A 22,334-nucleotide genomic window follows, 5' to 3' on the forward strand; every position below is an offset into this window, starting at 1 on the left:
GCCCAGCCACGGTTTGCCTGTCACTGATATTGCTGTCGGCCAAAATTAACCCAGGCCGTTTTTGCTCGTAGCGCTTTTTAACCCGCCAGTAAAGTGACAGTCTGTTGCTGTCACTTAAACAGGAAGGCAGCATGGCATACTATACCAATCAATATGGTCAACCCATTGGTCAGCCGTTGGACTGGCAGGAACGTCCTTTTCCGCAGCGTGAAAGCTTTGTCGGGCAATACTGTCGTCTTGAACCCTTCAGTATGGCAAATCATGCCGATGCACTGTTTGCCGCTTATTCGCAGGCAAAAGATGATCGTGACTGGACCTACATGGCTGTCGGTCCGTTTAACACAATGCAGGACTGGCTAAAGAACGCGGCGTTAATGGAAGCCAGTCGCGACCCGCTGCACTTCACGGTGATTGACCTGCAAACGGACAAACCGGTCGGCAGCCTGGCGTTGATGCGTATCGAACCCAGGCATGGCGTAGTTGAAGTAGGACATGTGGCATTTTCGCCGTTGCTAAAGCAAACGCGGATGGTAACCGAAGCGCATTACCTGTTGATGCGCTATGTTTTTGCACAGCTTGGCTATCGCCGCTATGAGTGGAAATGCGACAGCTGTAACGAACCTTCACGCCGTGCAGCCTTAAGGCTGGGATTCAGTTACGAAGGTGAATTTCGCCAGGCGATTGTCTATAAAGGACGCAGCCGTGATACCCGCTGGTTCTCAGTCATTGACGGTGAATGGCCGCAGGTCAAAAACGCTTTTGAACGTTGGCTGAACCGTGACAACTTCGGCGCTGACGGTAAACAGCATGAAAAACTGGAAGCTCTGCGTATCCACGAATAAGGGAAGGCTTACAAAAGCGTAAAGAAGTGATGGAAAGCCTTTCCCCCGCAGAGTTGTGCAGGGGAAAGGATGGCATTAACTGTGAGCGTATTTGCTGTTGATCTTATCGGCTGACGCCGAAGTTTCATGCTCTTCGTCGCGAATATCGGGCATTTTCAGGCTGGCTTTAACACCCCAGTAATAGCAAACCAGCGAAGCCACTACCACCAGTACCATATCCAGCGGTGCGCTGATAACGCCACTTCCGCCAAAAGTGCCAAGCATTGAAAGCACATTATGGCGATGTAATACGCCAACAGCCACCACGCACAGCTCAGGTCCTGCGCGGACTGGGCGTTTTTCTTGCCAAAAATGGCATAACCTATCCAGGCCACGATTAAGACAGGGATAAGGATCTCATTGACCGGCCAACCGCTCCAGTAAATGAGTAATGTACTGGCGACAAATGCCAGCGGACTAAGCAAGGCAGAAAGCGGCAAGCGGAACGGACGCTGCATAGCGGGCAGATGGTTACGGAACGCGCCCAGTGTTACCGGTCCTGGCATGTAGGTGAAAACCGTAGCCGATGTAACCGCGCCGATTAATCCGCCCCACACCTGAAACTCAGAAGGCAGCGTCCAGGCGATAGCCAGGATCAGCGACAGCCACAGCGCGCCGCGCGGTACGCCCGATTTGGCATCCACTTTGCCAAAGATTTTAAACAGATGTCCATTGCGCGCCCAGGCAAACAGCACGCGCGACGCACCCGCTAAATAGATATTTCCGGTTCCGGCAGGAGAAATCACCGCATCGATGAGAATCAGTTTGATCAACCAGGTAATACCCAGACTACGCGCCAGATCGGCATAAGGTGACTGGAAGACCTGCTTCAACCCATCCCAGCCGTGCTGACTAAGCAGGTTCGCTGGCACCGCGCCCATAAAGGCATATTGCAAAGCAATATAGATAACGAAGCTGACGGCAATTGCGATGCCAATCGCCAGCGGTACATTGCGCTGCGGGTTTTTCGCTTCACTGGCAAAATCTACCGCCTGGCGAAAGCCGAGATAGGCAAAAACAATACCGGCACCGGTTAATGACGTGAACACGCCATGTGCGCCGCCTGGCGGAGGTGGTGGCACGTCCAGGTTCGGCGCGTGAAAGTAAAGAAACAGGGTAACGATGGTGAGCAGCGGCACAATAAATTTGAAGATGGTGACGATTGTATTGACCCGGCCAAAGAAGCTGACGCTCCAGTAATTAAGTAAAAAGAATCCCACTAGCAGGCCGATCTGGACCGCGAAACCCAGACCGGTTGGACTGCCGTCGGCATTACCCAATCCTGGCCACCAATACACGGCATACTGGCGTACCGCTTCCACTTCAACGCCTGCGGTACTGGTATAAGCCAGCAACGAGCTTACGCCAATAACAAAACCAACAATATTACCGTGAGAATAGTTAGGATAACGCACAAAGCCGCCCGCACGCGGAATGGAGGACGAAAGCTCGGCATACACCAGCCCGATCAGCAGCACGATAACGGCCCCCAATATCCACGCCCAGCCGGTGTGCGCGCCCGCATAACCGGAACTATTCAGCGCAGCATACAGCCAGCCTGAACCTATCATTGATCCGATACCAAGCAGTGACAGATCCATCAGGCCTAATTTCTTTTTAAGTCCCGTCGACGCCATAAATAATTTCCTCTGTTACCTTTTATACGGCTTTACAACCCGTTCCGTTTTATTACGGAATAAGGTGATAAAGCATATAATGTGCCAGGTGTTATTAACCGGCGCGATAAAGCGCGACAGCAGATGAAAGAAAGTTATAACAGGCTGGCAAAAAAAGAACAGAAGATTAAATCCGTAAGATAAACGGATAACTTATGGAAGAGGCGGTGCAGAATGCACCGCGATGATCCACATTATAAATTATGAAAAAATAAGAAACATTATGTCACGCTTTGTGGTGGAGTGACATAAATAGCGGGAATAGCCTCACGGTTGCGGGACAATTTTAATGTCCACCATGCCAATACCTAATTTGCGCGGCTCCTGGCCGATGATATTACCGATATTACTCAACTGCGGTTCCGGGGGCGCAATAATCAAATTATGGCTACCGTTCGAATTTTCAAAGTGCAAAGTCGTGGTAGAAAACTCCTCGCCCAGCGTGAGAAGTTGCTGCTGATCGCCAACGCGAACCGGAATAGCACGTTGCACGTTGGGGCCAAAAGCCCGCGCGGTGATCACTAAATCAAATTTCGTTGGCAATGTATCAACATATTCAATATTCACTTCTGGTGCGAGGTTGGCATTTGACCAGCGCCCCCAACTTTCCGGGCGAGAGATGCCGCTAAAGCTTTTAACGTTGTCAGGCGCGCCTGGTACATTGAATAAAAAGCGATCTGCATGGTAGCGGATGTCATTATCCAGCACGCGAATCTGGGCCAGATTGCGTTGATATTGTGAGTCGCTGGCGCTGCTATTCGGAAACTGCACTTTACTTTTCCATTGCGGCTTATCGATCAGCGTTACCGTTGGCAGACCGCCCATTTGTCCCATTGCCAGGCAATAATCGGTGGAAAGCGCCAGTTCAGGTTTCCACATACGCGCCATCTTGAAGCAGCGATCGACCCAGACGAATTTATCCGTTGAAATAAAATCTGCCAGCTGATAACGCAGCGGCGCCGAATATTCCCCTTCCGGCAGCGGCTCTACGTGTTTATCTGTTACACGAAGCAGAATGGGTAATTTAAACGTGGTGCCCGAAAAGCTGAAGATGTTTTTCGCCGTATCTACGGTGAATTTGTCCATGTTCTTTGGAAAATTCCACAACTGAATAATGTCAGGCTTCCAGCTCATTACTTTCTTTTTCAGATCATCAAACTGAGCAGAAAGTGAGATGGATGAAAGGCTGCTGCGGCCCAGGCCGATAGCTTTATCACCGCCAAGAATATCCAGTAGCGTTGCGCCGTTATCCAGCGTGCTGCGTTTGCTGTCGATCACGCTTGCCTGTGGGTGGTCACCGCGGATCACCATAAACAGGTCATGGCGCGGCTGCTTAATCAGATAGGGATGCGCGGTATTGTTCATCGCCAGATGATCGGAAGTCACCACGATCACCGTATTCTTAAACCACGGCGAAGCTTTAATGCGTTCGATCAGGCGCGCCACATGCTCCTGCGAGCAGGCAACCGCGCTGAAAGATTGGTTGGGTTTGCCGTCATAACTGTAGCTTTTGCGCTGGCAACTGCGTGAGATAAAGCCGTCGGGATGATGGGTATCCACTGTCAGGGTAAACAGCGCGAAGCGCTTTTGCTGGCGCGAAAGTTCTTCATATTTTTTAAACACCTCATTCATCACCGTGTCATCGTAATAGCCCCAGTTATTGCGATAGGCAGGGTCGGCGACGCGGTTTTTTAGCTCCTGCGAACCGTACATATTGTCTGGACTAAAACCATGTGATTTCAGAAACACATCTTTTCCAGCAAAGCGCAGATCAGCACCCTGAATAAACCAGTTTTCGTAACCGGAGTTTTTCAGGATGTCGCCCAGGCAGACATTCTGTGGATAGAAGCTGGAAAGTGCCGCCGATGCGTTGCCATCAAATGGCGCAAACAGCGGAATGCCGCATTGCGACGCGACCATACCTGCAATGGTGTAATCCGTGCCAGGCAACTGCTCGGTATGGCTAAAATCAATACTTTGCTCTTTCTCGCGACTGAGTTCAGGTGCGAGTCCAGGAAATGTCTGCTGATTAAAATAGGTACGTTCCAGGCTTTCGCCATAGATATACACCACATTTAGCCTGGGCTGATTAATATGGTTTTCGGGCACTTTATAGAAAGTATCGAAATCAGAATCCGCCAGCTGAGAATATGACGCGATCAGCGAAGTCATCTGACGAAACGCTGGCGTGGTTTGGACGGAACCGGCGGCACAGGCAAATGCCAGTAAACTCCAGCCAGGGTGATGGGGACGCTCGCGACGACGGAGCAGCCACGACAGCAGGCAAAAGAGTAAAAATAAGATAATGATCAGCCCGATAGCAGGCACGATATATTTACTGACACCTGCACCGGTCAGGCTGTTGGTCAGGGTACAGAGCACAGCATCGTTGATGCCGTCGCCGGTAAAATAGTCGCTGGCATACAGCGTGGCGTTAAGCACTACAAACAGAATAAGTAATAATAAAACAAGGATGAACCAGAATTTATTTCGCCCGGCTTTACTGGAATAAATTGCAATGGCGGCCAGAAACAATGCGACTGACACTAATTCGGACAACGTTAATTCCTCTTTTCACATGAATACGCACCCTGGCGCGCAATCGACCATTTTTTCAGAATGGTTTTTTCGACAATCTATATGGGCTGTCATAAGGCTGCAACATATCCAGCCAGATTTGTGCGGTGGAATAGAGAATGGCTTAACGCAGATTAGAGAGAAAAGGTGGTGACCTGACGGCGATCACCAACCGCCATCAGTGGAGGAGAGTAAATCCTTACTACAGCTTGCCGGTCAGATATTGCGCTTCACCATCGGCAAAGCTCCAGTCGCCTTTGCCATTGGTAATAAAGCTGATCATTAAATCATTTCCCTGCACGCCGCAGCTTTCGCGTAATTCGCGTGCCAGCTCAGCCATAAATAACTGCTTCTGCTCGCTGCTGCGCGGACTGGTATAGACGCGTACCATCACTAAATTATCGCTGCGGGTGAAACCCAGCCCGGTATCCTGAAAGACCATCTGATACCCTTTGTTTTCCTGAACAATTTGATAACGATCGCGCTCGGGTACTTTAAACGCCGTCAATACGGCACGATGCGCGGCGTCTAATAACGTGCGCAATTCGGACGGCGAACGGCCCTGAATAACATCAAATTGTAGTAACGGCATGGCGATTCCCCTCGGTTCTGAGTTAAATGATGACGAAAGCTGACAGGGCTATGCTGCCTGCTTTAACCCTGAAGAAAAAGCGCGTAACCTGAACTGATTATTCACTATATTGAACAATAATAATGAAAGAGATAAAAACTGATGCACTTTGGGGACACCTGCACTGGTTAACCGTGCTGGCAGAGCAGGGAAGTTTTACGCGTGCAGCTGAGCGGCTGGATGTCAGTAAAGCGGCGATGAGCCAAAAAATTAAAGAGCTGGAAGCAATGGCGGGTGTGTCACTGGTGCAACGCACTACACGCAGCGTGCGTTTAACCCTGGCGGGTGAAAAACTGGTGGAGGAACTGCGCGAACCGTTTTCCCGCATTGAACAGAGTTTTTTCAGCGTGCGCGATACTGCCGGGCCGTTACGCGGCTTAGTTCGCGTTACCGCGCCAGTGGCGTTTGCCCGTCAGCAGCTGGTGCCGATCGTCGGCGATTTTTTGCGTGAATTTCCGCAAGTCCGTTTGCAGCTGGACGTCACCGATCGCATCGTCTCACTCAGCAGTGAAGGCTTTGATCTGGCGATACGCCACAGTGATTCGCTGCCAGAAACGCATATCGCGCAGCCGCTGTGTGAAACCCGCACGCTGCTGGTGGCGGCGCCGGGATACCTGGCGCAGCAGGGTAATCCGCAAACGCCACAGGATTTAGCACGCCATAACTGTTTGTATTATCCGCGTGGTGTGGAATCACCTCGCTGGACTTTTGCGACAGCTCACGGTAAAGAACGCGTTCAGGTATGCATTCAGGGCTGCTTTGCCACCAATAATAGCGAGTCGATTCGCGATGCTGCATTACAGGGTCTGGGCATTGCCATGCTGCCAGACTTTAGCGCCAGCGAGGCATTAAAATCCGGCTTATTGCAGCAGGTTTTGGCTGACTGGCAGGCAGTAGAGGCTTTTGCTTCGCGGTTATGGATTGTCCGGCCATGGTCGGCGCAGGTGCCGCGTGCAGTCACTACTTTTGCGCACTGGTTACGCACGCGTTTTGTTGATAGCTGAAGGCAGCGCCAGCGGAACAGGCGATGCACTATGCATCATCTCGCCAATCAGGCTGGTGCGGTTATACAGACCAAGATGCAGATTAAAATCCAGGTGCAACCGCTCATTGCCGGTCAGTTTTATAATTGGCGGCGGCGTTTGAGGACGCTGCTGAAAAAGCACTGAGCGGGCAAATGCGTCACTGTTATCGGCATGCAGGCCCTGATAGTAATAAGCGTTGGCCTCGCCCTTGCGCAGATAAAAGTTAATGCGACGATATTCCCGAATCGCCACCTGCTGCGCCAGGGAGAGCAACTGGCGCGACGGGTTATCGATATTTTGTAAAATTAACGGAAAGTCATCGCGCTTTTTCAATTCCTGAACATAATTCTGAATGCCGATATTTTTTACCGGAGCCAGCTGTTTTAACCATTCACGAATAAACGGATTTTGCGGCGCGGCAGCCAGAAACCAGCTTTCGGTCACTGGCGAAAGATAATTAATTGTCGAACGTTCGCGATAATAACCGATCACATCCATGGGCCTTTCCTGATGAACTTTATGTACCCAGGAAAGGTTTTCAAATAATAGGGTGCTGCAATCAATGCCGATTCCCCCATAACGCTGTAACAGTTCCAGGCGAATGATGTCGCTTTTGTGCGCCAGCGTCAGGTCCGATGAAATAAAATTAAGATCCGGCAGCCATTGAGACAGCGTGCGCTGGGTAATCAGATTGATTTCGTGATCGGCATTGTCCTGACGTAACTTTTTGATATTCAACTTCATTGACTTAGGAAGCTGCTCGCCGTGCCAGTACATCCAGACTTTTTTGGGTATATCGGGCAAGCTTTTCTGCTGTGATAACAAGACAACATTTTCTTCTTGCTCTGGATCATATTCTGGTGCGATTACCGCGCTGTGTTTTTTCTTATTCCATATCATCTGACTGGTAAACGCTATTCGCTTCCAGTTGCGCCATAACTTATGCGCTGGACGTTGGCTGAATGTAGTCATGATGCACCTGTTATTATCGTTATACCCGTCATTTTTCTGGCTGTAAGGCACATGATTCGGGCAGATTATGGTTTTCCCTGATGGTGACGCAGCGTTAAGCGCGCGATAGTTTCCTCACGGCTGTATAAAATTGCACTGCACCTTCTTAATAAAACATTATTAACGCATTAGCTATGTATTTTTCTGAATTTAGGATAAACCGGAAAGAAATCAGATGAGGGTAAGTTAATTTAATTCATCGCTGTTTAATGATTTATAGGGGCCATTTTCTTAATTTATAATATATGAATTAAGGAAGTTCTTAATTTTATCCACGCCTGGCGTGTTATTGCAGGCCTTTCTCTATTTAGTCAGTTCAGTTGAGATTAAATCAGCATCTTTAGCATTGCTCATCTTTGGACTGGATCGTACAGCGCAGGGTTGATTGTCTACGCTTAAAGAAAGCTTACAGAGAAAGGAGACGATATGCAGCATGAATCCAGTGGATTGCTGGCGGTAGATAAGCAAGGCAATCGCGTACTGTTTCTCAATCCTGAAACCTTTGCGGTGCAGCAGGAATTAAACGCTTTTCCACCGCGCCCGCATGAATTGTTGATGTTAACGCCTTGGGGAAAAGCCTATGTGCCGATTTATGGTGATGGTATGCACGGTGATAATCCGCATCCCGGTCACAAAGTCGCGGTGATTGATTTACGGCGTCGTGAAATTAGCGGTTTTATCGATATGTCGCCGCTGCGCGCGCCACACACTGGACAGTTAGGGCGTGACGGCATGGTTTATCTCTGCTGTGAAGACAGCGCGACGGTAGCGGTGATTAATCCTGCGACCGATAAAATAGAAAAAACGATCCCCATCCCTTCGCATCATGCGCACCGCCTGACGTTATCACCCAGCGGGCGCAAGCTGTTTACTGATAACGAAGAGGATGCAAGCATTACCGTGGTTGATCTGTGTGAAACTGAGGGTCGCGTCATCGATAATATTTTGTTGCCTGGCCCGATTGCCGGTATCGCCGCTTCACCCAAACATCCTTATCTGGTCGCGAGTGCTGCCGATTCGCCACTGCTGTATGTGATCGATCGGCAAAGCCATCGCATTCGCCAGCGTCTGGCGCTGCCGGGACATAAACGGCCTTGTCAGGTGGTGCGCTTCAGCGCGGACGGCGAATTATTGGTAGCGATTGGCGATCAAGAACCCATTGCGACGCTGTTCGACGACCTGCTTAATCCGTTAGGCGATATTGCAGTCGGCAATAAGCCGATGGATGGCTGTTTCAGTTCAGACAAGCAACAACTGCTGATCGCTAATGAAGATGACGGCACATTGAGCGTTATCGATTTAACCCAGCGCAAAGTCATCGCCACACCGCGCGTGGGAACGGGCTGCGAAATTCTGAGTTTTTACCAGCTCGATTAAATGAAAGGTCGATGGTAGATCGCTGAACTCCAGTGACGGCTGCTGGCGTGTTTTTCCGCCTGCCAGCCGCGTTTACGCAGCTCACGTGCAATTAACTTGTTCATGATGCCATGACCAAGCAATAACACGGTGCCGCGCTGAGAATACGCGATCAGTTTTTCCGCAGCTTGTGACGCGCGACGACGGGCATGCTGCACCGATTCTGTTTCTCCCGCATAGCCACATAACCACAATAAACGCAGCAGCGTCAGCCAGATCGAAACGGGAAGCTGCACCCCTTCAGAACGCAGCAGCGGAGTAGCCACTTCGCTAAATACACCGTCGATTTCATGCGGATGTAAGCCCAGTCGGGTAAGAGAGGAACGCGCTCGCGGCAGCGGGCTGCATACCACTACCGCAGCCTGGCGGGCAATATGAATGCTGCGCTCAGGCGGCAGATCGCTGACCAACGCGAGATCGTAAGCTTCGCACCAGTCTGCCAGTGCCTGTGCGCTGCGTCGTCCACTGGCCTGATGATCGGGCTTGCCGTGTCGCATTAAGATAATTGTCATAACACTCCTGCGATGCTTCCTTGGTAGGGTAAAGCATTGCTGGCGTTTGCCAATCACTCAACAATTTTTCAGAAAAAACCGGCGCTCGCATTGCGCAGTAACCCGACAGGGCTGTTATGCGGCGGGCTGGCAGAGGGGGCCAGTTAACTGTGGTGGTGCGCAAGTTTACTCGCCCTGTAAGGTCAGGCGGCCCGGCTACATGCGCCTCTTTTCCAGAGACAGGTATGGAGCAGGGATCTAAAGAGCACCAGGAAACGGCTTTTTCTACACCGCCAGACACGGTTATTTACAGCCTGAAGCGAAGGCTGACAATTCGTTAGCACGCTAATGCTTCCTGACATGCTATATACAAAAGGTTAACAAACAAGCAACCAATTCGTCGCTGGTTGTATCCACAATAATTTCGGTCAATGAGCCGGAAGCATCTCAGACAGGATACCCGTATGTTTAACTGGACTTCGACCCAGCGGAACGTGGCGTTTGCCAGTTTCGCCAGCTGGACGCTGGACGCCTTCGATTTCTTTATTCTGGTGTTTGTATTGAGCGACCTGGCGCAATACTTTCACAACTCGGTCTCGGACGTGTCGATAGCCATTATGCTGACGCTGGCAGTGCGGCCGATAGGCGCGCTGGTGTTTGGCCGACTGGCAGAAAAATATGGGCGTAAACCCATTTTAATGCTGAATATCGTCTTGTTTTCATTGTTTGAACTGCTCTCTGCCTGGTCACCTACCTTCGGCGCGTTTCTTGCGTTTCGCGTGATTTATGGCGTGGCGATGGGCGGCATCTGGGGCGTGGCGTCGTCGCTGGCGATGGAAACCATCCCCGATCGCTCGCGCGGTTTGATGTCCGGCATTTTCCAGGCCGGTTATCCCTGCGGCTACCTGCTGGCGTCAGTAATCTTTGGCTTATTCTTTGAGATGGTTGGCTGGCGTGGCATGTTCCTGATTGGCGCGGTGCCGGTTCTGCTGCTGCCGTTTATCTATTTCAAAGTGCCAGAGTCACCGGTGTGGCTGGCGGCGCGTGAACGTAAAGAGAGTTCAGCGCTATTGCCGACTATTCGTCAGCACTGGAAAATCTGTATTTACATGGTGTTGTTGATGGCTTGCTTTAATTTTTTCAGTCACGGCACGCAGGATCTTTATCCCACTTTCCTGAAGGTACAGCACCAGTTTGACGCGCACACTGTCAGTATCATCGCTATCAGTTACAACATTGCAGCGATGCTGGGCGGGATTTGCTTTGGCGCCTTATCAGAACGTATCGGGCGCAAAAAAGCCATTATTCTGGCTTCCTTTCTCGCTTTGCCAGTGTTGCCGCTTTGGGCTTTTTCCAGCGGTTCATGGGTGATTGGATTGGGGGCGTTTCTGATGCAATTCATGGTGCAGGGCGCATGGGGCGTAGTGCCGACTTACCTTACTGAACTGGTGCCTGCCAATGCGCGAGCGGTGCTGCCCGGCTTTGTTTACCAGCTAGGCAATCTGATTGCTTCGGTGAACGCCACGCTACAATCACGCATTGCCGAAGCGCACAGCGGCAATTACGGGTTAGGCATGGCGATTGTTGCGGGTACGGTGGCGGTATTAATTTGTGTACTGGTAGCCTTTGGCCGCGAAACCCGCGGCATCGAAATTTCAGGGGCGGTAGCAAAACAGTCGGATTAGGGCGTTTCGCACACATCTACCCATTGCGCCGCAGTGAGATCGGCAAGCTGCTGCGGCGAAATACGCACGGCGCTATGGATGGCGCCCGCTGCCGGTAAGACTTCATCAAAGCTGCGTAGCGACACATCACAATAAACGGTGAGCGGGTTTTCCAGGCCAAACGGACAAACGCCGCCAACCGGATGTCCGGTCCAGTTGATCACTTCATCCACGCTTAGCATCCGTGCTTTAGCGCCTAACGCCGCTTTCAGTTTACGGTTATCCAGCCGGGCATCGCCGCGCGTTACAATCAACACCACGTTAACTTTGACTTTTAACGACAGCGTTTTTGCAATCTGGCCTGGCGTAACGCCGTGGGCGCGCGCCGCCATTTCTACCGTGGCGGTACTTTCTGCCATCTCAATGATGTTAATTTCAGGGGCGTGTTCGGCAAAGAACTGGCGGACTGACTCCAGACTCATCTTTATCTCCATGTTGATCGCAGGCATAAAAACTGCCACAAGCCTTTAAGGCTGTAAACGGGATAAAAAGAGAATTCGTAACAGAATGCACAGGAATCAGGCTGGATTTAACGTGCAGTTACCACATTGCTCAACATCGGGGATGCGATAACGCTGACAGCAACTGCGACGCACCATCTGACCGTTACGAGGAAGCATGGTGCGATAGAGTGGATTATCACTGCCATCCAGCAAATGGCTGGTGAAAAACAGCGCCTGCTCCAGTTGCAATATCACCGTTTCTTCGAGCTGGTTTTTTAATTCGCCAAGAAACCAGGAGAAGGAGAAGCCCATATTATTCCAGATAAGCCTGGCATTGATGTCGCCATGCTGAGCGATACCGTTTACCACCGGAATAAGATGTTGCTGGATTAGGCGATCGATTCGCTGGTGGGCATTGAGATAACGCGCATCCTCATCTTCCTGTGCGTTGAGCCAAAACGCGCAGGGATGACCGTTTTCATGAAATTCCACCTGTATGTGCTGCGGAGCGCAGTCCGGCGCGCGGGCCCCCAGCAATAACGCCATCATCAGCGGCGGCAACAATAGGCCAAAATACCACTGTGCCCATAACGACTGCACTGGCTTAGCCTCACGAATCGCGTCAGGATGGTTACGATAAAGATGATCGCTATAGCGTTGGGTAAGGGCAGTAAACGCGTCGGCGACAGACCATTCACTGAATGTCATGGTTGGCCTGGCAGGCTGACCAAACTTGATTATCTCCAACATATCGCTGCGTTGTGTTTGCAGCATCTCATACAACGCATCCGCCAGCGGTTGCTGATTTTGCATGAAAATCAATGACTCATTGCCAAAGTGATGTTTGTGTTGGGGAACAATTGCCATGCTGACTCGCAACGCAAATTTAGATAAGAAAGCTAATGATAATCGTTATTGATTCTATCTACAAGCCAGGCGGAGAAGCGGCGTGTAACGATGTTATTAAGACAGGATCAGGAACTTATAGTGCAGAATATCGCAAAAGATAATGTGGGCAATATTATCGCCCACTACTACCGCATGAATTAATGTGCTTCGCTTGAAGAGATGACATTCGCTTTTGGTAAATCCTCCCAGGCGAGAATGGTATTCCTTCCCTGGCTTTTCGCGACATACAATGCACGATCGGCATTCGCAACCGCCTGCTCAAATTCATTATCGTAAATAGGCGCAATACCGGCGCTAATAGTGACGTGGGTAGAAACCCGTTCGTTAAAGCGGTGGGGAATTTCTAAATCCACAACGTATTTGCGGATCCTTTCTGCCAGTTTCATAGCAATTGAAGCATTAACGTTTGTCATTAATACCAGAAACTCTTCGCCGCCATAACGCGTCACTACATCGCGCGAGCGTACTGCATCACGAATTGCAACCGATACCCGTGCCAGCGCCTGATCGCCCATCGCATGACCATAATTATCGTTGTAGGCTTTGAAGTGATCTATATCCAACAACAGCACGTAATGGCTGCCTGTGTGGTTATTCAGAATGTTGTCGAGGCGGTTCTTCAGGCCGCGTCGGTTATACAAGCCGGTCAGAGGATCGAGCATGCTGAGATCGCTAAACGTCTCTTTCTCTTCATACAGTTGATACATCAATCGCAGCGTGAAGCGATCGGCGCGGCGGCGCATCAAGTGTTGCAAAGAGAAACCAATGAGCGGCAGCGCGATAGTCAATAAAATCATGACGAAATGCTCACCGTCGTCCAGCCATAGCACGGTTAAAACCGGCGGGGCGATATGCAGGCAGAACGCCACCAGATAATCGCTTAAGGCAATCGCACTGATAAAAAATATGCTTAACAGGCTGATAATTAAAAAGCTGCCATCAAAGTAAATAACGGCGTGATAGCGATAATTAATGTGCCATGCCCAGAGCAAACCGAGAATGAGCGCAACAGGATTTAATAGTGGTAATTTTAGTTTAGTCTTTATTAAACAACTGGTTAATGAGATTGCGCTAAAAAAGGCGACAAAGAGAGCCGGCAAAGTAATTTCATTTTCTGCTTCTCCTGACATCGGCACCAGACAAAATAGAGAAGCGGCGACATTTAAAAACAATAAAAGCATCAGCGAAAGCCGATATTTGCTGTGTTTCAATGCATCATAAGATTCTATTTTCATTATTAATACTCGTGATGGCTCTGAAATATCAAAGCGCAAGCCGACAAAAATATTCGGTGTCGAACAATGAGCAAATTATTGCTGTGTTATGTGGAGAGTTATTGACCGCAATCTAGCATTTTCCAACTGGTCTGTCATCTTGACCCGTTGGGCAACACAAAAACAGGCTGCACAATGAGAAAACTTATCATATGATAATGTAAATGATTATCATTTGAGGAATGGTGATGGTGATAGCAATTATTGCCGCTTGCGGCTTGTGGGGAGTCAGCGGGATGATGGGGAAAAAACTGGATAGCGCATGGGGCGTTTTGTTACCGTGCGCCGCATTGCCATTATTTGCCCTGTGGGAACCCAGCTTTAGCCAGTGGCGCATAGTCATGATTGTGGCACTGCTGTTGACGATAGTGATGTTGTTTAATCACCGCCTGCGTCACTTTTTGTTGTTGCCATCATGCCTGGCATTAGCCTGCGGATTAGCGACAGTTGCGGTGAATTTTCACGCATCGTGATTGATTGTTTTGGCGTGTTGTAAAGAAGGGGAAGCAGGATAACGTTGGTGCGAAGAGAGGGACTTGAACCCTCACGTCCGTTAAGACACTAACACCTGAAGCTAGCGCGTCTACCAATTCCGCCACCTTCGCTCAGTGCTGTGCGATATGAAATCTGTGATTTTGGTGCGAAGAGAGGGACTTGAACCCTCACGTCCGTTAGGACACTAACACCTGAAGCTAGCGCGTCTACCAATTCCGCCACCTTCGCATACCCGTAATACTTTGGCAGTATTACAACCACGGAGGCGCATTTTAGAGGTTTTACGCATTGCGTCAACTGATATTTCGCGGTGACGAAACAATCGCTGTAAAAAACAACGTTTTCACGCCGCGAAGAGAAAGATAACGCAATAACAGGTAATTAACGCGCTTTCGCTCCCCGTCCGTAGACGGCACGATAGACCTTAAAGCGACCGGTTTGCGCCAGCACTTCATGACTGCCAAACGTTTCGTCCAGGACCTGCGGGTAGGGCAGGAAGGCGTTCGCAACGATACGTAACTCACCCCCGCTGTTCAGATGCTTCACCGCGCCGCGAATCAAGGTCTGCGCGGCATCCAGACTGGTTTGTACCCCTTCATGGAAAGGCGGATTGGAAATAATAAGATCGAAGCGGCCCGTGACATCAGAGAAAACGTTGCTGGCAAATACTTCACCTTCAAGCCCATTCGCCGCCAGCGTAGCTTTACTGGCTTCAATCGCAGCAGCATGCACATCGCATAACCACAGACGCACTTTTGGCGAATGGCCAGGCAGAGAAGCGGCAATCACCCCGGCGCCGCAGCCGATGTCCAGCACTTTACCTTTGGTATGCGGCGTCAGGGTTGACATCAGCAGCGCGCTGCCTGCATCCAGGCCATCACGACTGAATACGCCTGGCAAGGTATGGACGGTGAGATCGTTGAGTTGATACGTATTGCCAAACGCGTTGACGTCAAACGCGGGCTGCGCCTCCAGACGACCATGATACAGACCACAACGGCGCGCACTGTCGATCTTCTCAAGTTTGACCCACTTTTCCAGCATGCCTTCGGCGCTACGCACGCCGCTGCGGTTCTCTCCTACCACGAATACTTCGCAGCCTTCCGGCAACAGCGACAGCAGATTTTGCAGCTGAAATTGTACTTCCGGCTTGTTTTTAGTCCAAAAATACACCAGCGTATCGCAGCCCTGCACATCTTCTGCCTGGGCGACCAGCCCATAACGCGCCTGCTCGCCCATGCGGCGGCTCAGGTTTTGCCAGTGATGATATTGCTGGGTATGCACGCGCGATGAAGCGGTCTCCAGCTGAGCGGGCAGGTCATCCTGCAAATCGCCAGCAAACAGCACGTGGCGGGCGGTAAATTCATCACTGTGGCGCAAAATCACTTCGCTGGCCGGGGTAAAAGCAGACATGTAAAGCTCCTGTAAGATCTGAGCGGCGATTATAGTGCTTTGTTGGCGCATGTTCGATGGGTTTGCTAGCATAGCGTCGCATTCAGGCAGCGGAGCAGGTAACACCATGACGTCCAGACGCGACTGGCTTTTACAGCAAATGGGGATTATGCAGTATCAACTGCGCCGTCCGCGCGTACTGCAGGGCGAAATTGCCGTCACGCTGGCAGCGGATACGCGCTTAGTGATTGTGACTGAAACGCCGCCTGGCTTACAGGAGCCGCTGATTCGTGACGTGCTGCATACGCTTCATTTGCAAAGCTCGCAGGTGATGATGGTGACGCCGGAGCAGCTGCAAATGTTGCCGGAAACGCTGGATTGCGCAGGCTGGTTGCTCGGTGTTGAAAGTGAGCAACCGTTTAATGGCGTCGCGTTATCGAGCGCCTCCCTCAATGAACTGATCAGCAGTGGCGCAGCCAGGCGCGCACTCTGGCAACAAATGTGTAACCATGACAGCCATCTCTTTCCTCACCCCTGACGATCTGACGCAGGCATTGAACATTGAACGCCGCAGCCATGCTTTTCCCTGGAGTGAGCAAACTTTTGCCAGCAATCAAGGCGAACGTTTTTTAAATCTCCGGCTTGAAGTAGACGGCAAGTTAGCCGCTTTCGCCATTACCCAGGTGGTGCTGGATGAAGCCTCGTTGTTCAACATTGCGGTCGATCCCGCGTATCAACGGCGGGGTTTAGGTCGCCAGTTGCTGCAATATTTAATCGATCAACTGATTCAGCGTGAGGTTATGACGCTTTGGCTGGAAGTTCGCGCCTCAAACCTGCCCGCTATCGCGCTATATGAACAGCTGGAATTCAATCAGGTCAGCCGTCGCCCCAACTATTACCCTACCGCCAGCGGGCGTGAAGATGCGCTAATCATGGCGCTGACGCTGTAAGGGTTTAAAGGAGTTCTAATGATAGAAAACTGGGATTGTATCCTGTTTGATGCCGACGATACCCTTTTTCATTTTGATGCTTACGCCGGGTTGCAGCGGCTGTTCGCCGGTTACGATGTCCATTTTACCGATCAGGATTACGCTGATTATCAGTCAGTTAATAAGCCACTATGGGTCGATTACCAGAACGGCACCCTCTCCGCGTTGCAGCTGCAAACCCGCCGCTTCAACAGCTGGAGTGAAAAACTCAGTATTTCGCCTGAGATCCTCAACAGCGGTTTTCTCTCAGCGATGGCCGAAATCTGTACGCCGCTGGAAGGTGCGGTCAGCCTGATGAACCTGCTGCACGGTAAGGTCAAAATGGGGATTATTACTAACGGTTTCACTGCGCTACAACAAACCCGACTGGAGCGGACGGGTTTCCGTGATTACTTCGATGCGCTTGTAATTTCTGAACAAGTTGGCGTGCCCAAACCGGATGTGAAGATTTTTGATCATGCGCTTACATTATTAGGTCATCCACATCGTGAGCGCGTATTGATGGTGGGCGACACGCCGGAATCCGATATTCTGGGCGGCATGAATGCTGGCATGAAGACATGCTGGCTGGATCACGGTACGCGCCCGCTGCCTGCGCATATTACTCCCACCTGGCAGGTCAAGACCCTCTCTGAACTGGAAGCCATCCTTAAGTCTTAACGCTGTAACCCAATTACTCACACTCCCGCTTAATACAAAGGATGGTGTGAGTATTTGAAGCTTCTGGTTTCATTGCCAGACGGACGGCAAGCCGGATTGTGGATTTGATCCTATATATCCAGACGTTTTTTCTCTTCGCCAGCCACGACATTTTCGTCCTCATCCTCTTTCACTGGCGTGCTGGCCGTCAGTAAAAACGGGGATTGTTGCCAGCGGGTGCGGCGATCGCGCAGTAAAGTCCGGGTAAGAATGATGCCAATAGCTAGCGCCAGCAGCATCATCAGACGCAAAATATTGGTGGTGTTATCAACCTGACGCGATTCGGTTACCAGCACATGCGTATCCAGCGTGACGCGCAGAAAGCCGAGCGGACCGTCGCTATTGCCGAGCGGCTGGACGATTTGATGATTGAAATAGCTGCCGGCGCGTTTGCCGTCGAGCGCCAGGCGATCGCGAACACTAATATTTTCGCCGCTGTGCGCGACCAAACTGCCGTCGTCGTCGTAAACCGACGCATCAAGAATGCGGCTGTTTGAAGTCATCTGATTGAGAATGCCTTCGATCTTGCTGCGATTATCTTCGCTATTGTCCATTAATGGTTGCAAACTAAATGCCACCTGATTCGTCAGCGTATGCGCCAGCTCCTCTACCTGTTCTGAGCGCGCCATCTGATGACCAAGACTGAACCAGGACGCGCCTTGCATCAGGACAACTAACAGCGCCATCGAGATAAGTACAATCACCGTGCGATGTAAGCGAAATTTCAATGCAATTTTAGCCATCACTAACCCGTGTCACGTCACAACAGAAAGCCTGGAGATTATGTTGCCAGAAGCGGCGCAGACAAGGTAGCCTCTTGCGTGGTTTTGTTGTGCCTACAGGAGCTCTAATGCCAAATCGTCTTACCTGGTGCGATCTGCCCGCCGATGTCTCACTCTGGCCGGGGTTGCCCCTTTCCCTCAGCGGCGATGAAGTGATGCCGCTGGATTACCGCGCGGGTCGTACTGGCTGGTTACTTTACGGTCGCGGACTGGATAAACAACGACTGACCGATTATCAGCATCAACTCGGTGCTGCGATGGTGATCGTCAGTGCCTGGAACGTGGATGAGTATCAGGTGATTCGCCTGGCGGGCTCGCTGACGCCGTTCGCCAGTCAACTGGCACATAATGCCGGACTGGATGTGGCCCCGTTAGGCAAAATTCCGCATCTGAAAACGCCCGGTCTGTTGGTCATGGACATGGACTCCACCGCCATTCAAATCGAATGTATCGATGAGATCGCCAAACTGGCGGGCAGTGGTGATTTGGTTGCGGCTGTCACTGAGCGCGCCATGCGTGGTGAACTCGACTTTACTGCCAGCCTGCGTCAGCGTGTCGCCACATTAAAAGATGCTGATGCCAATATTCTGAAACAGGTGCGTGACGAACTGCCGTTAATGCCGGGCTTAACCACGCTGGTGCAAAAACTGCAAGCGCTTGGCTGGCAGGTGGCCATTGCGTCCGGCGGCTTCACTTATTACGCCGAATATCTACGCGATAAGCTGCATCTGGCGGCTATCGTCGCGAACGAACTGGAAATTCGCGACGGCAAACTGACCGGTGAAGTAACGGGTCCGATTGTTGATGCACAATATAAAGCTGACACGCTGAAAAAGCTGGTGCAGCGTTTTGATATTGCCCCCGAACAAACCGTGGCGGTTGGCGACGGCGCAAATGACCTGCCGATGATTAAAGCCTCAGCACTGGGCATTGCTTATCATGCTAAACCTAAGGTGAATGAGCAGACGCACGTTACCATTCGCCATGCCGATTTGCTGGGCGTGTTCTGCATCCTCAGCGGCAGTCTTATTCACGAAGAGCGTTAACAGAGGTATTGATTTGGCCAAAGCGGCAAAACGCGCATTTGTCTGTAATGAATGCGGCGCAGATTATCCACGCTGGCAGGGGCAGTGTAGCGCCTGTCACGCCTGGAATACCATCACTGAGGTGCGTATCGCCGCCTCGCCAGCGGCAGCGCGCAATGAGCGTTTAAGCGGCTATGCGGGCAGCGCAGGCCCAGGCCGGGTACAAAAACTGTCTGAAATCAGTCTGGAAGCGTTACCGCGTTTCTCGACCACTTTCAAAGAGTTCGACCGCGTATTAGGTGGCGGCGTCGTGCCAGGCAGCGCCATCTTAATAGGCGGGAATCCGGGCGCAGGAAAATCGACGCTGCTGTTACAGGTGATGTGCAAACTGGCGGGAGCGATGAAAACGCTGTACGTCACGGGCGAAGAGTCGCTGCAACAGGTCGCGATGCGCGCCCATCGTCTGGGATTACCGACAGAAAATATGAATATGCTGTCGGAAACCAGCATTGAGCAAATCTGCCTGATCGCCGAACAGGAAAAGCCCCAGCTGATGGTGATCGACTCCATTCAGGTAATGCATATGGCTGATATTCAGTCATCGCCAGGTAGCGTGGCGCAGGTCCGCGAAACCGCTGCTTACCTGACGCGCTTCGCCAAAACGCGTGATGTCGCCATCATCATGGTGGGTCACGTTACCAAAGACGGTTCGCTGGCTGGCCCTAAAGTACTGGAGCACTGTATCGATTGCTCAGTCCTGCTGGATGGCGATGCGGATTCACGTTTTCGCACGCTGCGTAGCCATAAAAACCGCTTCGGTGCCGTAAATGAGCTGGGCGTCTTTGCCATGACTGAACAGGGAATGCGTGAAGTGAGCAATCCCTCCGCCATCTTTTTGTCGCGCGGCGATGAGGTGACATCGGGCAGCTCCGTCATGGTGGTGTGGGAAGGGACGCGTCCGTTGCTGGTAGAGATACAGGCGCTGGTGGATCACTCAATGATGGGCAATCCACGTCGTGTAGCGGTGGGTCTTGAACAGAATCGCCTGGCGATTTTGCTGGCGGTGCTGCATCGTCACGGCGGGTTGCAGATGTCGGATCAGGACGTCTTTGTTAACGTGGTTGGCGGCGTAAAAGTCACTGAAACCAGTGCGGATCTGGCCTTAATGCTGGCGATGGTGTCTAGCTTGCGCGATCGGCCTTTGCCGCAGGATTTAGTGATTTTTGGTGAAGTTGGATTAGCGGGTGAAATCCGTCCGGTGCCGAGCGGTCAGGAACGCATTTCGGAGGCGGCAAAACACGGCTTTAAGCGTGCCATTGTACCGGCTGGAAACGCGCCGAAAAAACCGATCGATGGAATGAAGGTTTACAGTGCGAAAAAGCTGGCGGATGCGCTGGCAATTCTGGACGAACTGTAAGCGCGATGGTTATCCCCTCCTGGCTGCACCGGCAATGTGGAGCGTGCCAGGAGAGCCAGTTTGCTTGCCCAATTGTTAATCACGCAGGAGGCACGACATGTCGTCGTTTGACTATCTAAAAACGGCCATTCGCCAGCAGGGCCACACGCTGCAACAGGTTGCGGATGCCAGCGGCATGACTAAAGGTTATTTGAGCCAACTGCTTAATGCCAAAATCAAAAGCCCCAGCGCGCAAAAGTTAGAAGCTCTACACCGTTTCCTGGGTCTGGAATTTCCACGACGGGATAAAACCGTTGGCGTGGTCTTCGGCAAATTCTATCCTCTTCATACCGGCCATATTTATCTGATCCAGCGTGCCTGTAGTCAGGTGGATGAACTGCATATCATCATGGGCTATGACGAGTTGCGCGATCGCGAGTTGTTCGAAAACAGCGCTATGTCACAGCAGCCGACCATCAGCGACCGTTTGCGCTGGTTGTTACAAACGTTTAAGTATCAGAAAAATATCCGCATCCATGCATTCAATGAAGAGGGCATTGAACCGTATCCGCATGGCTGGGATGTATGGAGCGAAGGCGTAAAAACATTTCTTGGTGAACATGGCATTGCGCCCGACTGCATTTACACCAGCGAAGCGCCCGACGCGGAAATGTACCAACAACACCTTGGCATCCCAACGGTGCTTGTCGATCCTAAACGATCATTTATGAGCATCAGCGGTGCGCAAATTCGCCAGGATCCGTTCCGTTTCTGGGAATATATCCCAACGGAAGTTAAACCGTTTTTTGTGCGTACCGTAGCGATTTTGGGCGGCGAATCCAGCGGTAAATCAACGCTGGTGAACAAGCTTGCCAATATTTTTAATACCACCAGCGCCTGGGAATATGGCCGTGATTATGTCTTTTCCCATCTGGGCGGTGATGAAATGGCGCTGCAATATTCTGATTACGACAAGATCGCGCTGGGCCAGGCGCAATATATCGATTTTGCCGTGAAGTACGCGAATAAAGTCGCCTTTATTGATACCGATTTTGTGACTACTCAGGCGTTTTGTCTGAAGTACGAAGGACGCGAGCATCCGTTCGTTCAGGCATTAGTCGATGAATATCGCTTCGATTTAGTGATCTTGCTGGAAAACAATGTGCCCTGGGTGGCTGACGGGTTACGCAGCCTTGGCAGTTCGGTGGATCGTCGCGAGTTTCAATCCATGCTGGTGACCATGCTACGTGAGAACAATATTGAGTTTATTCATGTGAAAGAAGACGATTACGACACGCGTTTTCTGCGCTGCATTGAGCTGGTGAAAGGCATGCTGGGAGAGAAAAGCGGACAGTGATCCGAGGGGCAATTATTTGTACTAGCTCAGACCTGATCTGACAGTTACCGGTTATTTATACAGGTGTCTGTCAGATTAAATCTGGTTCAGATTCTTTTCTGCCCAGACCCGTTTTCCATCAAGTAACGTGGCCATTGGCGT

20 protein-coding genes, 2 tRNA genes and 1 pseudogene are annotated in these 22,334 nt (G+C 51.1%); 11 read left to right on the top strand and 12 right to left on the bottom strand.

Annotated features, from left to right (window positions below):
* Positions 1-131 precede the first annotated feature (131 nt).
* Positions 132-842, top strand: a complete 711-nt coding sequence (locus tag QRY16_RS17325) for a GNAT family N-acetyltransferase (protein WP_289777475.1) — start codon at positions 132-134, stop codon at positions 840-842.
* 75 nt (positions 843-917) lie between these two features.
* Here QRY16_RS17325 and QRY16_RS17335 read toward each other — a convergent pair.
* The 3 genes and pseudogenes from QRY16_RS17335 to QRY16_RS17345 form a co-directional block, all read right to left on the bottom strand.
* Positions 918-2,518 (bottom strand): annotated as a pseudogene (locus tag QRY16_RS17335) (APC family permease).
* A gap of 306 nt (positions 2,519-2,824) precedes the next feature.
* Complete coding sequence (gene opgB, locus QRY16_RS17340) at positions 2,825-5,116, bottom strand: phosphatidylglycerol--membrane-oligosaccharide glycerophosphotransferase (RefSeq protein ID WP_289777478.1); 2,292 nt, start codon at positions 5,114-5,116, stop codon at positions 2,825-2,827.
* A 220-nt stretch (positions 5,117-5,336) separates the two neighbouring features.
* The gene (locus tag QRY16_RS17345; RefSeq protein WP_193403903.1) at positions 5,337-5,726 is read right to left on the bottom strand and encodes a tautomerase family protein; all 390 of its coding nucleotides are present in this window, start codon (positions 5,724-5,726) and stop codon (positions 5,337-5,339) included.
* A 122-nt stretch (positions 5,727-5,848) separates the two neighbouring features.
* Between QRY16_RS17345 and QRY16_RS17350 the strand changes: the two genes are divergently transcribed.
* Positions 5,849-6,769 (top strand): LysR family transcriptional regulator, encoded by a 921-nt coding sequence (locus QRY16_RS17350; protein WP_289777479.1) that lies wholly within the window; start codon positions 5,849-5,851, stop codon positions 6,767-6,769.
* Here QRY16_RS17350 and QRY16_RS17355 read toward each other — a convergent pair.
* A complete protein-coding gene (locus tag QRY16_RS17355; RefSeq protein WP_289777480.1) occupies positions 6,743-7,762 on the bottom strand; it encodes a glycosyltransferase family 32 protein in 1,020 nt (339 codons plus the stop codon). The genes QRY16_RS17350 and QRY16_RS17355 overlap by 27 nt on opposite strands.
* Positions 7,763-8,227: 465 nt before the next feature.
* On the opposite strand from QRY16_RS17355, the gene QRY16_RS17360 reads away from it, so the two are divergent.
* Positions 8,228-9,178 (top strand): beta-propeller fold lactonase family protein, encoded by a 951-nt coding sequence (locus tag QRY16_RS17360; protein ID WP_193403898.1) that lies wholly within the window; start codon positions 8,228-8,230, stop codon positions 9,176-9,178.
* On the opposite strand, the gene QRY16_RS17365 is transcribed toward QRY16_RS17360, so the two are convergent.
* Complete coding sequence (locus QRY16_RS17365) at positions 9,175-9,729, bottom strand: histidine phosphatase family protein (protein WP_289777481.1); 555 nt, start codon at positions 9,727-9,729, stop codon at positions 9,175-9,177. The two genes, QRY16_RS17360 and QRY16_RS17365, sit on opposite strands and share 4 nt — an antisense overlap.
* A 443-nt stretch (positions 9,730-10,172) precedes the next feature.
* Between QRY16_RS17365 and QRY16_RS17370 the strand changes: the two genes are divergently transcribed.
* Positions 10,173-11,393 (top strand): MFS transporter, encoded by a 1,221-nt coding sequence (locus tag QRY16_RS17370; RefSeq protein ID WP_193403896.1) that lies wholly within the window; start codon positions 10,173-10,175, stop codon positions 11,391-11,393.
* Here the strand turns inward: QRY16_RS17370 and QRY16_RS17375 are convergent.
* From QRY16_RS17375 to QRY16_RS17385, 3 genes are all read right to left on the bottom strand, one after another.
* On the bottom strand, positions 11,390-11,854 hold the full coding sequence (locus QRY16_RS17375; protein ID WP_289777482.1) for a YbaK/EbsC family protein: 465 nt from the start codon (positions 11,852-11,854) through the stop codon (positions 11,390-11,392). The genes QRY16_RS17370 and QRY16_RS17375 overlap by 4 nt on opposite strands.
* A gap of 96 nt (positions 11,855-11,950) precedes the next feature.
* Positions 11,951-12,742, bottom strand: a complete 792-nt coding sequence (gene fhuF, locus QRY16_RS17380) for a siderophore-iron reductase FhuF (protein WP_289777483.1) — start codon at positions 12,740-12,742, stop codon at positions 11,951-11,953.
* A 179-nt stretch (positions 12,743-12,921) separates the two neighbouring features.
* Entirely contained in the window at positions 12,922-14,019 is a 1,098-nt protein-coding gene (locus QRY16_RS17385; RefSeq protein ID WP_289777484.1) for a GGDEF domain-containing protein, read from the bottom strand.
* 227 nt (positions 14,020-14,246) lie between these two features.
* On the opposite strand from QRY16_RS17385, the gene QRY16_RS17390 reads away from it, so the two are divergent.
* Positions 14,247-14,531, top strand: a complete 285-nt coding sequence (locus QRY16_RS17390; RefSeq protein ID WP_289777485.1) for a DUF1435 domain-containing protein — start codon at positions 14,247-14,249, stop codon at positions 14,529-14,531.
* Between the two features lie 45 nt (positions 14,532-14,576).
* On the opposite strand, the gene QRY16_RS17395 is transcribed toward QRY16_RS17390, so the two are convergent.
* From QRY16_RS17395 to rsmC, 3 genes are all read right to left on the bottom strand, one after another.
* Positions 14,577-14,663, bottom strand: a tRNA-Leu gene (locus tag QRY16_RS17395).
* Positions 14,664-14,694: 31 nt separating this feature from the next.
* A tRNA-Leu gene (locus QRY16_RS17400) sits at positions 14,695-14,781 on the bottom strand.
* A 153-nt stretch (positions 14,782-14,934) separates the two neighbouring features.
* Positions 14,935-15,966 carry a 16S rRNA (guanine(1207)-N(2))-methyltransferase RsmC gene (gene rsmC, locus QRY16_RS17405; protein ID WP_289777486.1) on the bottom strand — a complete coding sequence of 344 codons (1,032 nt, stop codon included), beginning with the start codon at positions 15,964-15,966 and terminating at the stop codon, positions 14,935-14,937.
* A 106-nt stretch (positions 15,967-16,072) separates the two neighbouring features.
* On the opposite strand from rsmC, the gene QRY16_RS17410 reads away from it, so the two are divergent.
* The 3 genes from QRY16_RS17410 to yjjG are packed head-to-tail and all read left to right on the top strand — an operon-like array spanning position 16,073 to position 17,594.
* Positions 16,073-16,483 carry a DNA polymerase III subunit psi gene (locus QRY16_RS17410; RefSeq protein ID WP_289777487.1) on the top strand — a complete coding sequence of 137 codons (411 nt, stop codon included), beginning with the start codon at positions 16,073-16,075 and terminating at the stop codon, positions 16,481-16,483.
* Positions 16,455-16,895, top strand: a complete 441-nt coding sequence (gene rimI, locus QRY16_RS17415; protein ID WP_193403889.1) for a ribosomal protein S18-alanine N-acetyltransferase — start codon at positions 16,455-16,457, stop codon at positions 16,893-16,895. Before QRY16_RS17410 ends, rimI begins: the two co-directional genes overlap by 29 nt.
* A gap of 18 nt (positions 16,896-16,913) precedes the next feature.
* Positions 16,914-17,594: a pyrimidine 5'-nucleotidase gene (yjjG, locus tag QRY16_RS17420; protein ID WP_289777488.1), complete on the top strand. Its 681-nt coding sequence runs from the start codon at positions 16,914-16,916 to the stop codon at positions 17,592-17,594.
* A gap of 110 nt (positions 17,595-17,704) precedes the next feature.
* Here the strand turns inward: yjjG and QRY16_RS17425 are convergent, their stop codons facing one another.
* Positions 17,705-18,376 (bottom strand): YtjB family periplasmic protein, encoded by a 672-nt coding sequence (locus QRY16_RS17425; protein ID WP_289777489.1) that lies wholly within the window; start codon positions 18,374-18,376, stop codon positions 17,705-17,707.
* Between the two features lie 107 nt (positions 18,377-18,483).
* Between QRY16_RS17425 and serB the strand changes: the two genes are divergently transcribed.
* The 3 genes from serB to nadR all read left to right on the top strand — a co-directional run bounded on the left by serB (position 18,484) and on the right by nadR (position 22,193).
* Complete coding sequence (gene serB / locus QRY16_RS17430) at positions 18,484-19,461, top strand: phosphoserine phosphatase (protein WP_289777490.1); 978 nt, start codon at positions 18,484-18,486, stop codon at positions 19,459-19,461.
* A 13-nt stretch (positions 19,462-19,474) separates the two neighbouring features.
* Complete coding sequence (gene radA / locus QRY16_RS17435) at positions 19,475-20,857, top strand: DNA repair protein RadA (protein WP_289777491.1); 1,383 nt, start codon at positions 19,475-19,477, stop codon at positions 20,855-20,857.
* A 97-nt stretch (positions 20,858-20,954) separates the two neighbouring features.
* Positions 20,955-22,193, top strand: a complete 1,239-nt coding sequence (gene nadR, locus QRY16_RS17440) for a multifunctional transcriptional regulator/nicotinamide-nucleotide adenylyltransferase/ribosylnicotinamide kinase NadR (RefSeq protein ID WP_289777492.1) — start codon at positions 20,955-20,957, stop codon at positions 22,191-22,193.
* The last annotated feature ends 141 nt before the right edge of the window (positions 22,194-22,334 follow it).

The organism is Mixta mediterraneensis (genome assembly GCF_030283135.1).
Classification (GTDB): Bacteria; Pseudomonadota; Gammaproteobacteria; order Enterobacterales; family Enterobacteriaceae; genus Pantoea; species Pantoea mediterraneensis.

Excerpts from the sequence above, each read along its gene's own strand:
- QRY16_RS17375 (WP_289777482.1), bottom strand. The coding sequence starts at position 11,854 with ATGAGTCTGGAGTCAGTCCGCCAGTTCTTTGCCGAACACGCCCCTGAA.
- nadR (WP_289777492.1), top strand. The coding sequence starts at position 20,955 with ATGTCGTCGTTTGACTATCTAAAAACGGCCATTCGCCAGCAGGGCCAC.
- QRY16_RS17350 (WP_289777479.1), top strand. The coding sequence starts at position 5,849 with ATGAAAGAGATAAAAACTGATGCACTTTGGGGACACCTGCACTGGTTA.
- QRY16_RS17345 (WP_193403903.1), bottom strand. The coding sequence starts at position 5,726 with ATGCCGTTACTACAATTTGATGTTATTCAGGGCCGTTCGCCGTCCGAA.
- QRY16_RS17360 (WP_193403898.1), top strand. The coding sequence starts at position 8,228 with ATGCAGCATGAATCCAGTGGATTGCTGGCGGTAGATAAGCAAGGCAAT.
- QRY16_RS17325 (WP_289777475.1), top strand. The coding sequence starts at position 132 with ATGGCATACTATACCAATCAATATGGTCAACCCATTGGTCAGCCGTTG.
- QRY16_RS17370 (WP_193403896.1), top strand. The coding sequence starts at position 10,173 with ATGTTTAACTGGACTTCGACCCAGCGGAACGTGGCGTTTGCCAGTTTC.
- QRY16_RS17390 (WP_289777485.1), top strand. The coding sequence starts at position 14,247 with ATGGTGATAGCAATTATTGCCGCTTGCGGCTTGTGGGGAGTCAGCGGG.
- QRY16_RS17385 (WP_289777484.1), bottom strand. The coding sequence starts at position 14,019 with ATGAAAATAGAATCTTATGATGCATTGAAACACAGCAAATATCGGCTT.
- QRY16_RS17425 (WP_289777489.1), bottom strand. The coding sequence starts at position 18,376 with ATGGCTAAAATTGCATTGAAATTTCGCTTACATCGCACGGTGATTGTA.
- rsmC (WP_289777486.1), bottom strand. The coding sequence starts at position 15,966 with ATGTCTGCTTTTACCCCGGCCAGCGAAGTGATTTTGCGCCACAGTGAT.
- yjjG (WP_289777488.1), top strand. The coding sequence starts at position 16,914 with ATGATAGAAAACTGGGATTGTATCCTGTTTGATGCCGACGATACCCTT.
- QRY16_RS17355 (WP_289777480.1), bottom strand. The coding sequence starts at position 7,762 with ATGACTACATTCAGCCAACGTCCAGCGCATAAGTTATGGCGCAACTGG.
- QRY16_RS17365 (WP_289777481.1), bottom strand. The coding sequence starts at position 9,729 with ATGACAATTATCTTAATGCGACACGGCAAGCCCGATCATCAGGCCAGT.
- fhuF (WP_289777483.1), bottom strand. The coding sequence starts at position 12,742 with ATGGCAATTGTTCCCCAACACAAACATCACTTTGGCAATGAGTCATTG.
- rimI (WP_193403889.1), top strand. The coding sequence starts at position 16,455 with ATGACAGCCATCTCTTTCCTCACCCCTGACGATCTGACGCAGGCATTG.
- serB (WP_289777490.1), top strand. The coding sequence starts at position 18,484 with ATGCCAAATCGTCTTACCTGGTGCGATCTGCCCGCCGATGTCTCACTC.
- QRY16_RS17410 (WP_289777487.1), top strand. The coding sequence starts at position 16,073 with ATGACGTCCAGACGCGACTGGCTTTTACAGCAAATGGGGATTATGCAG.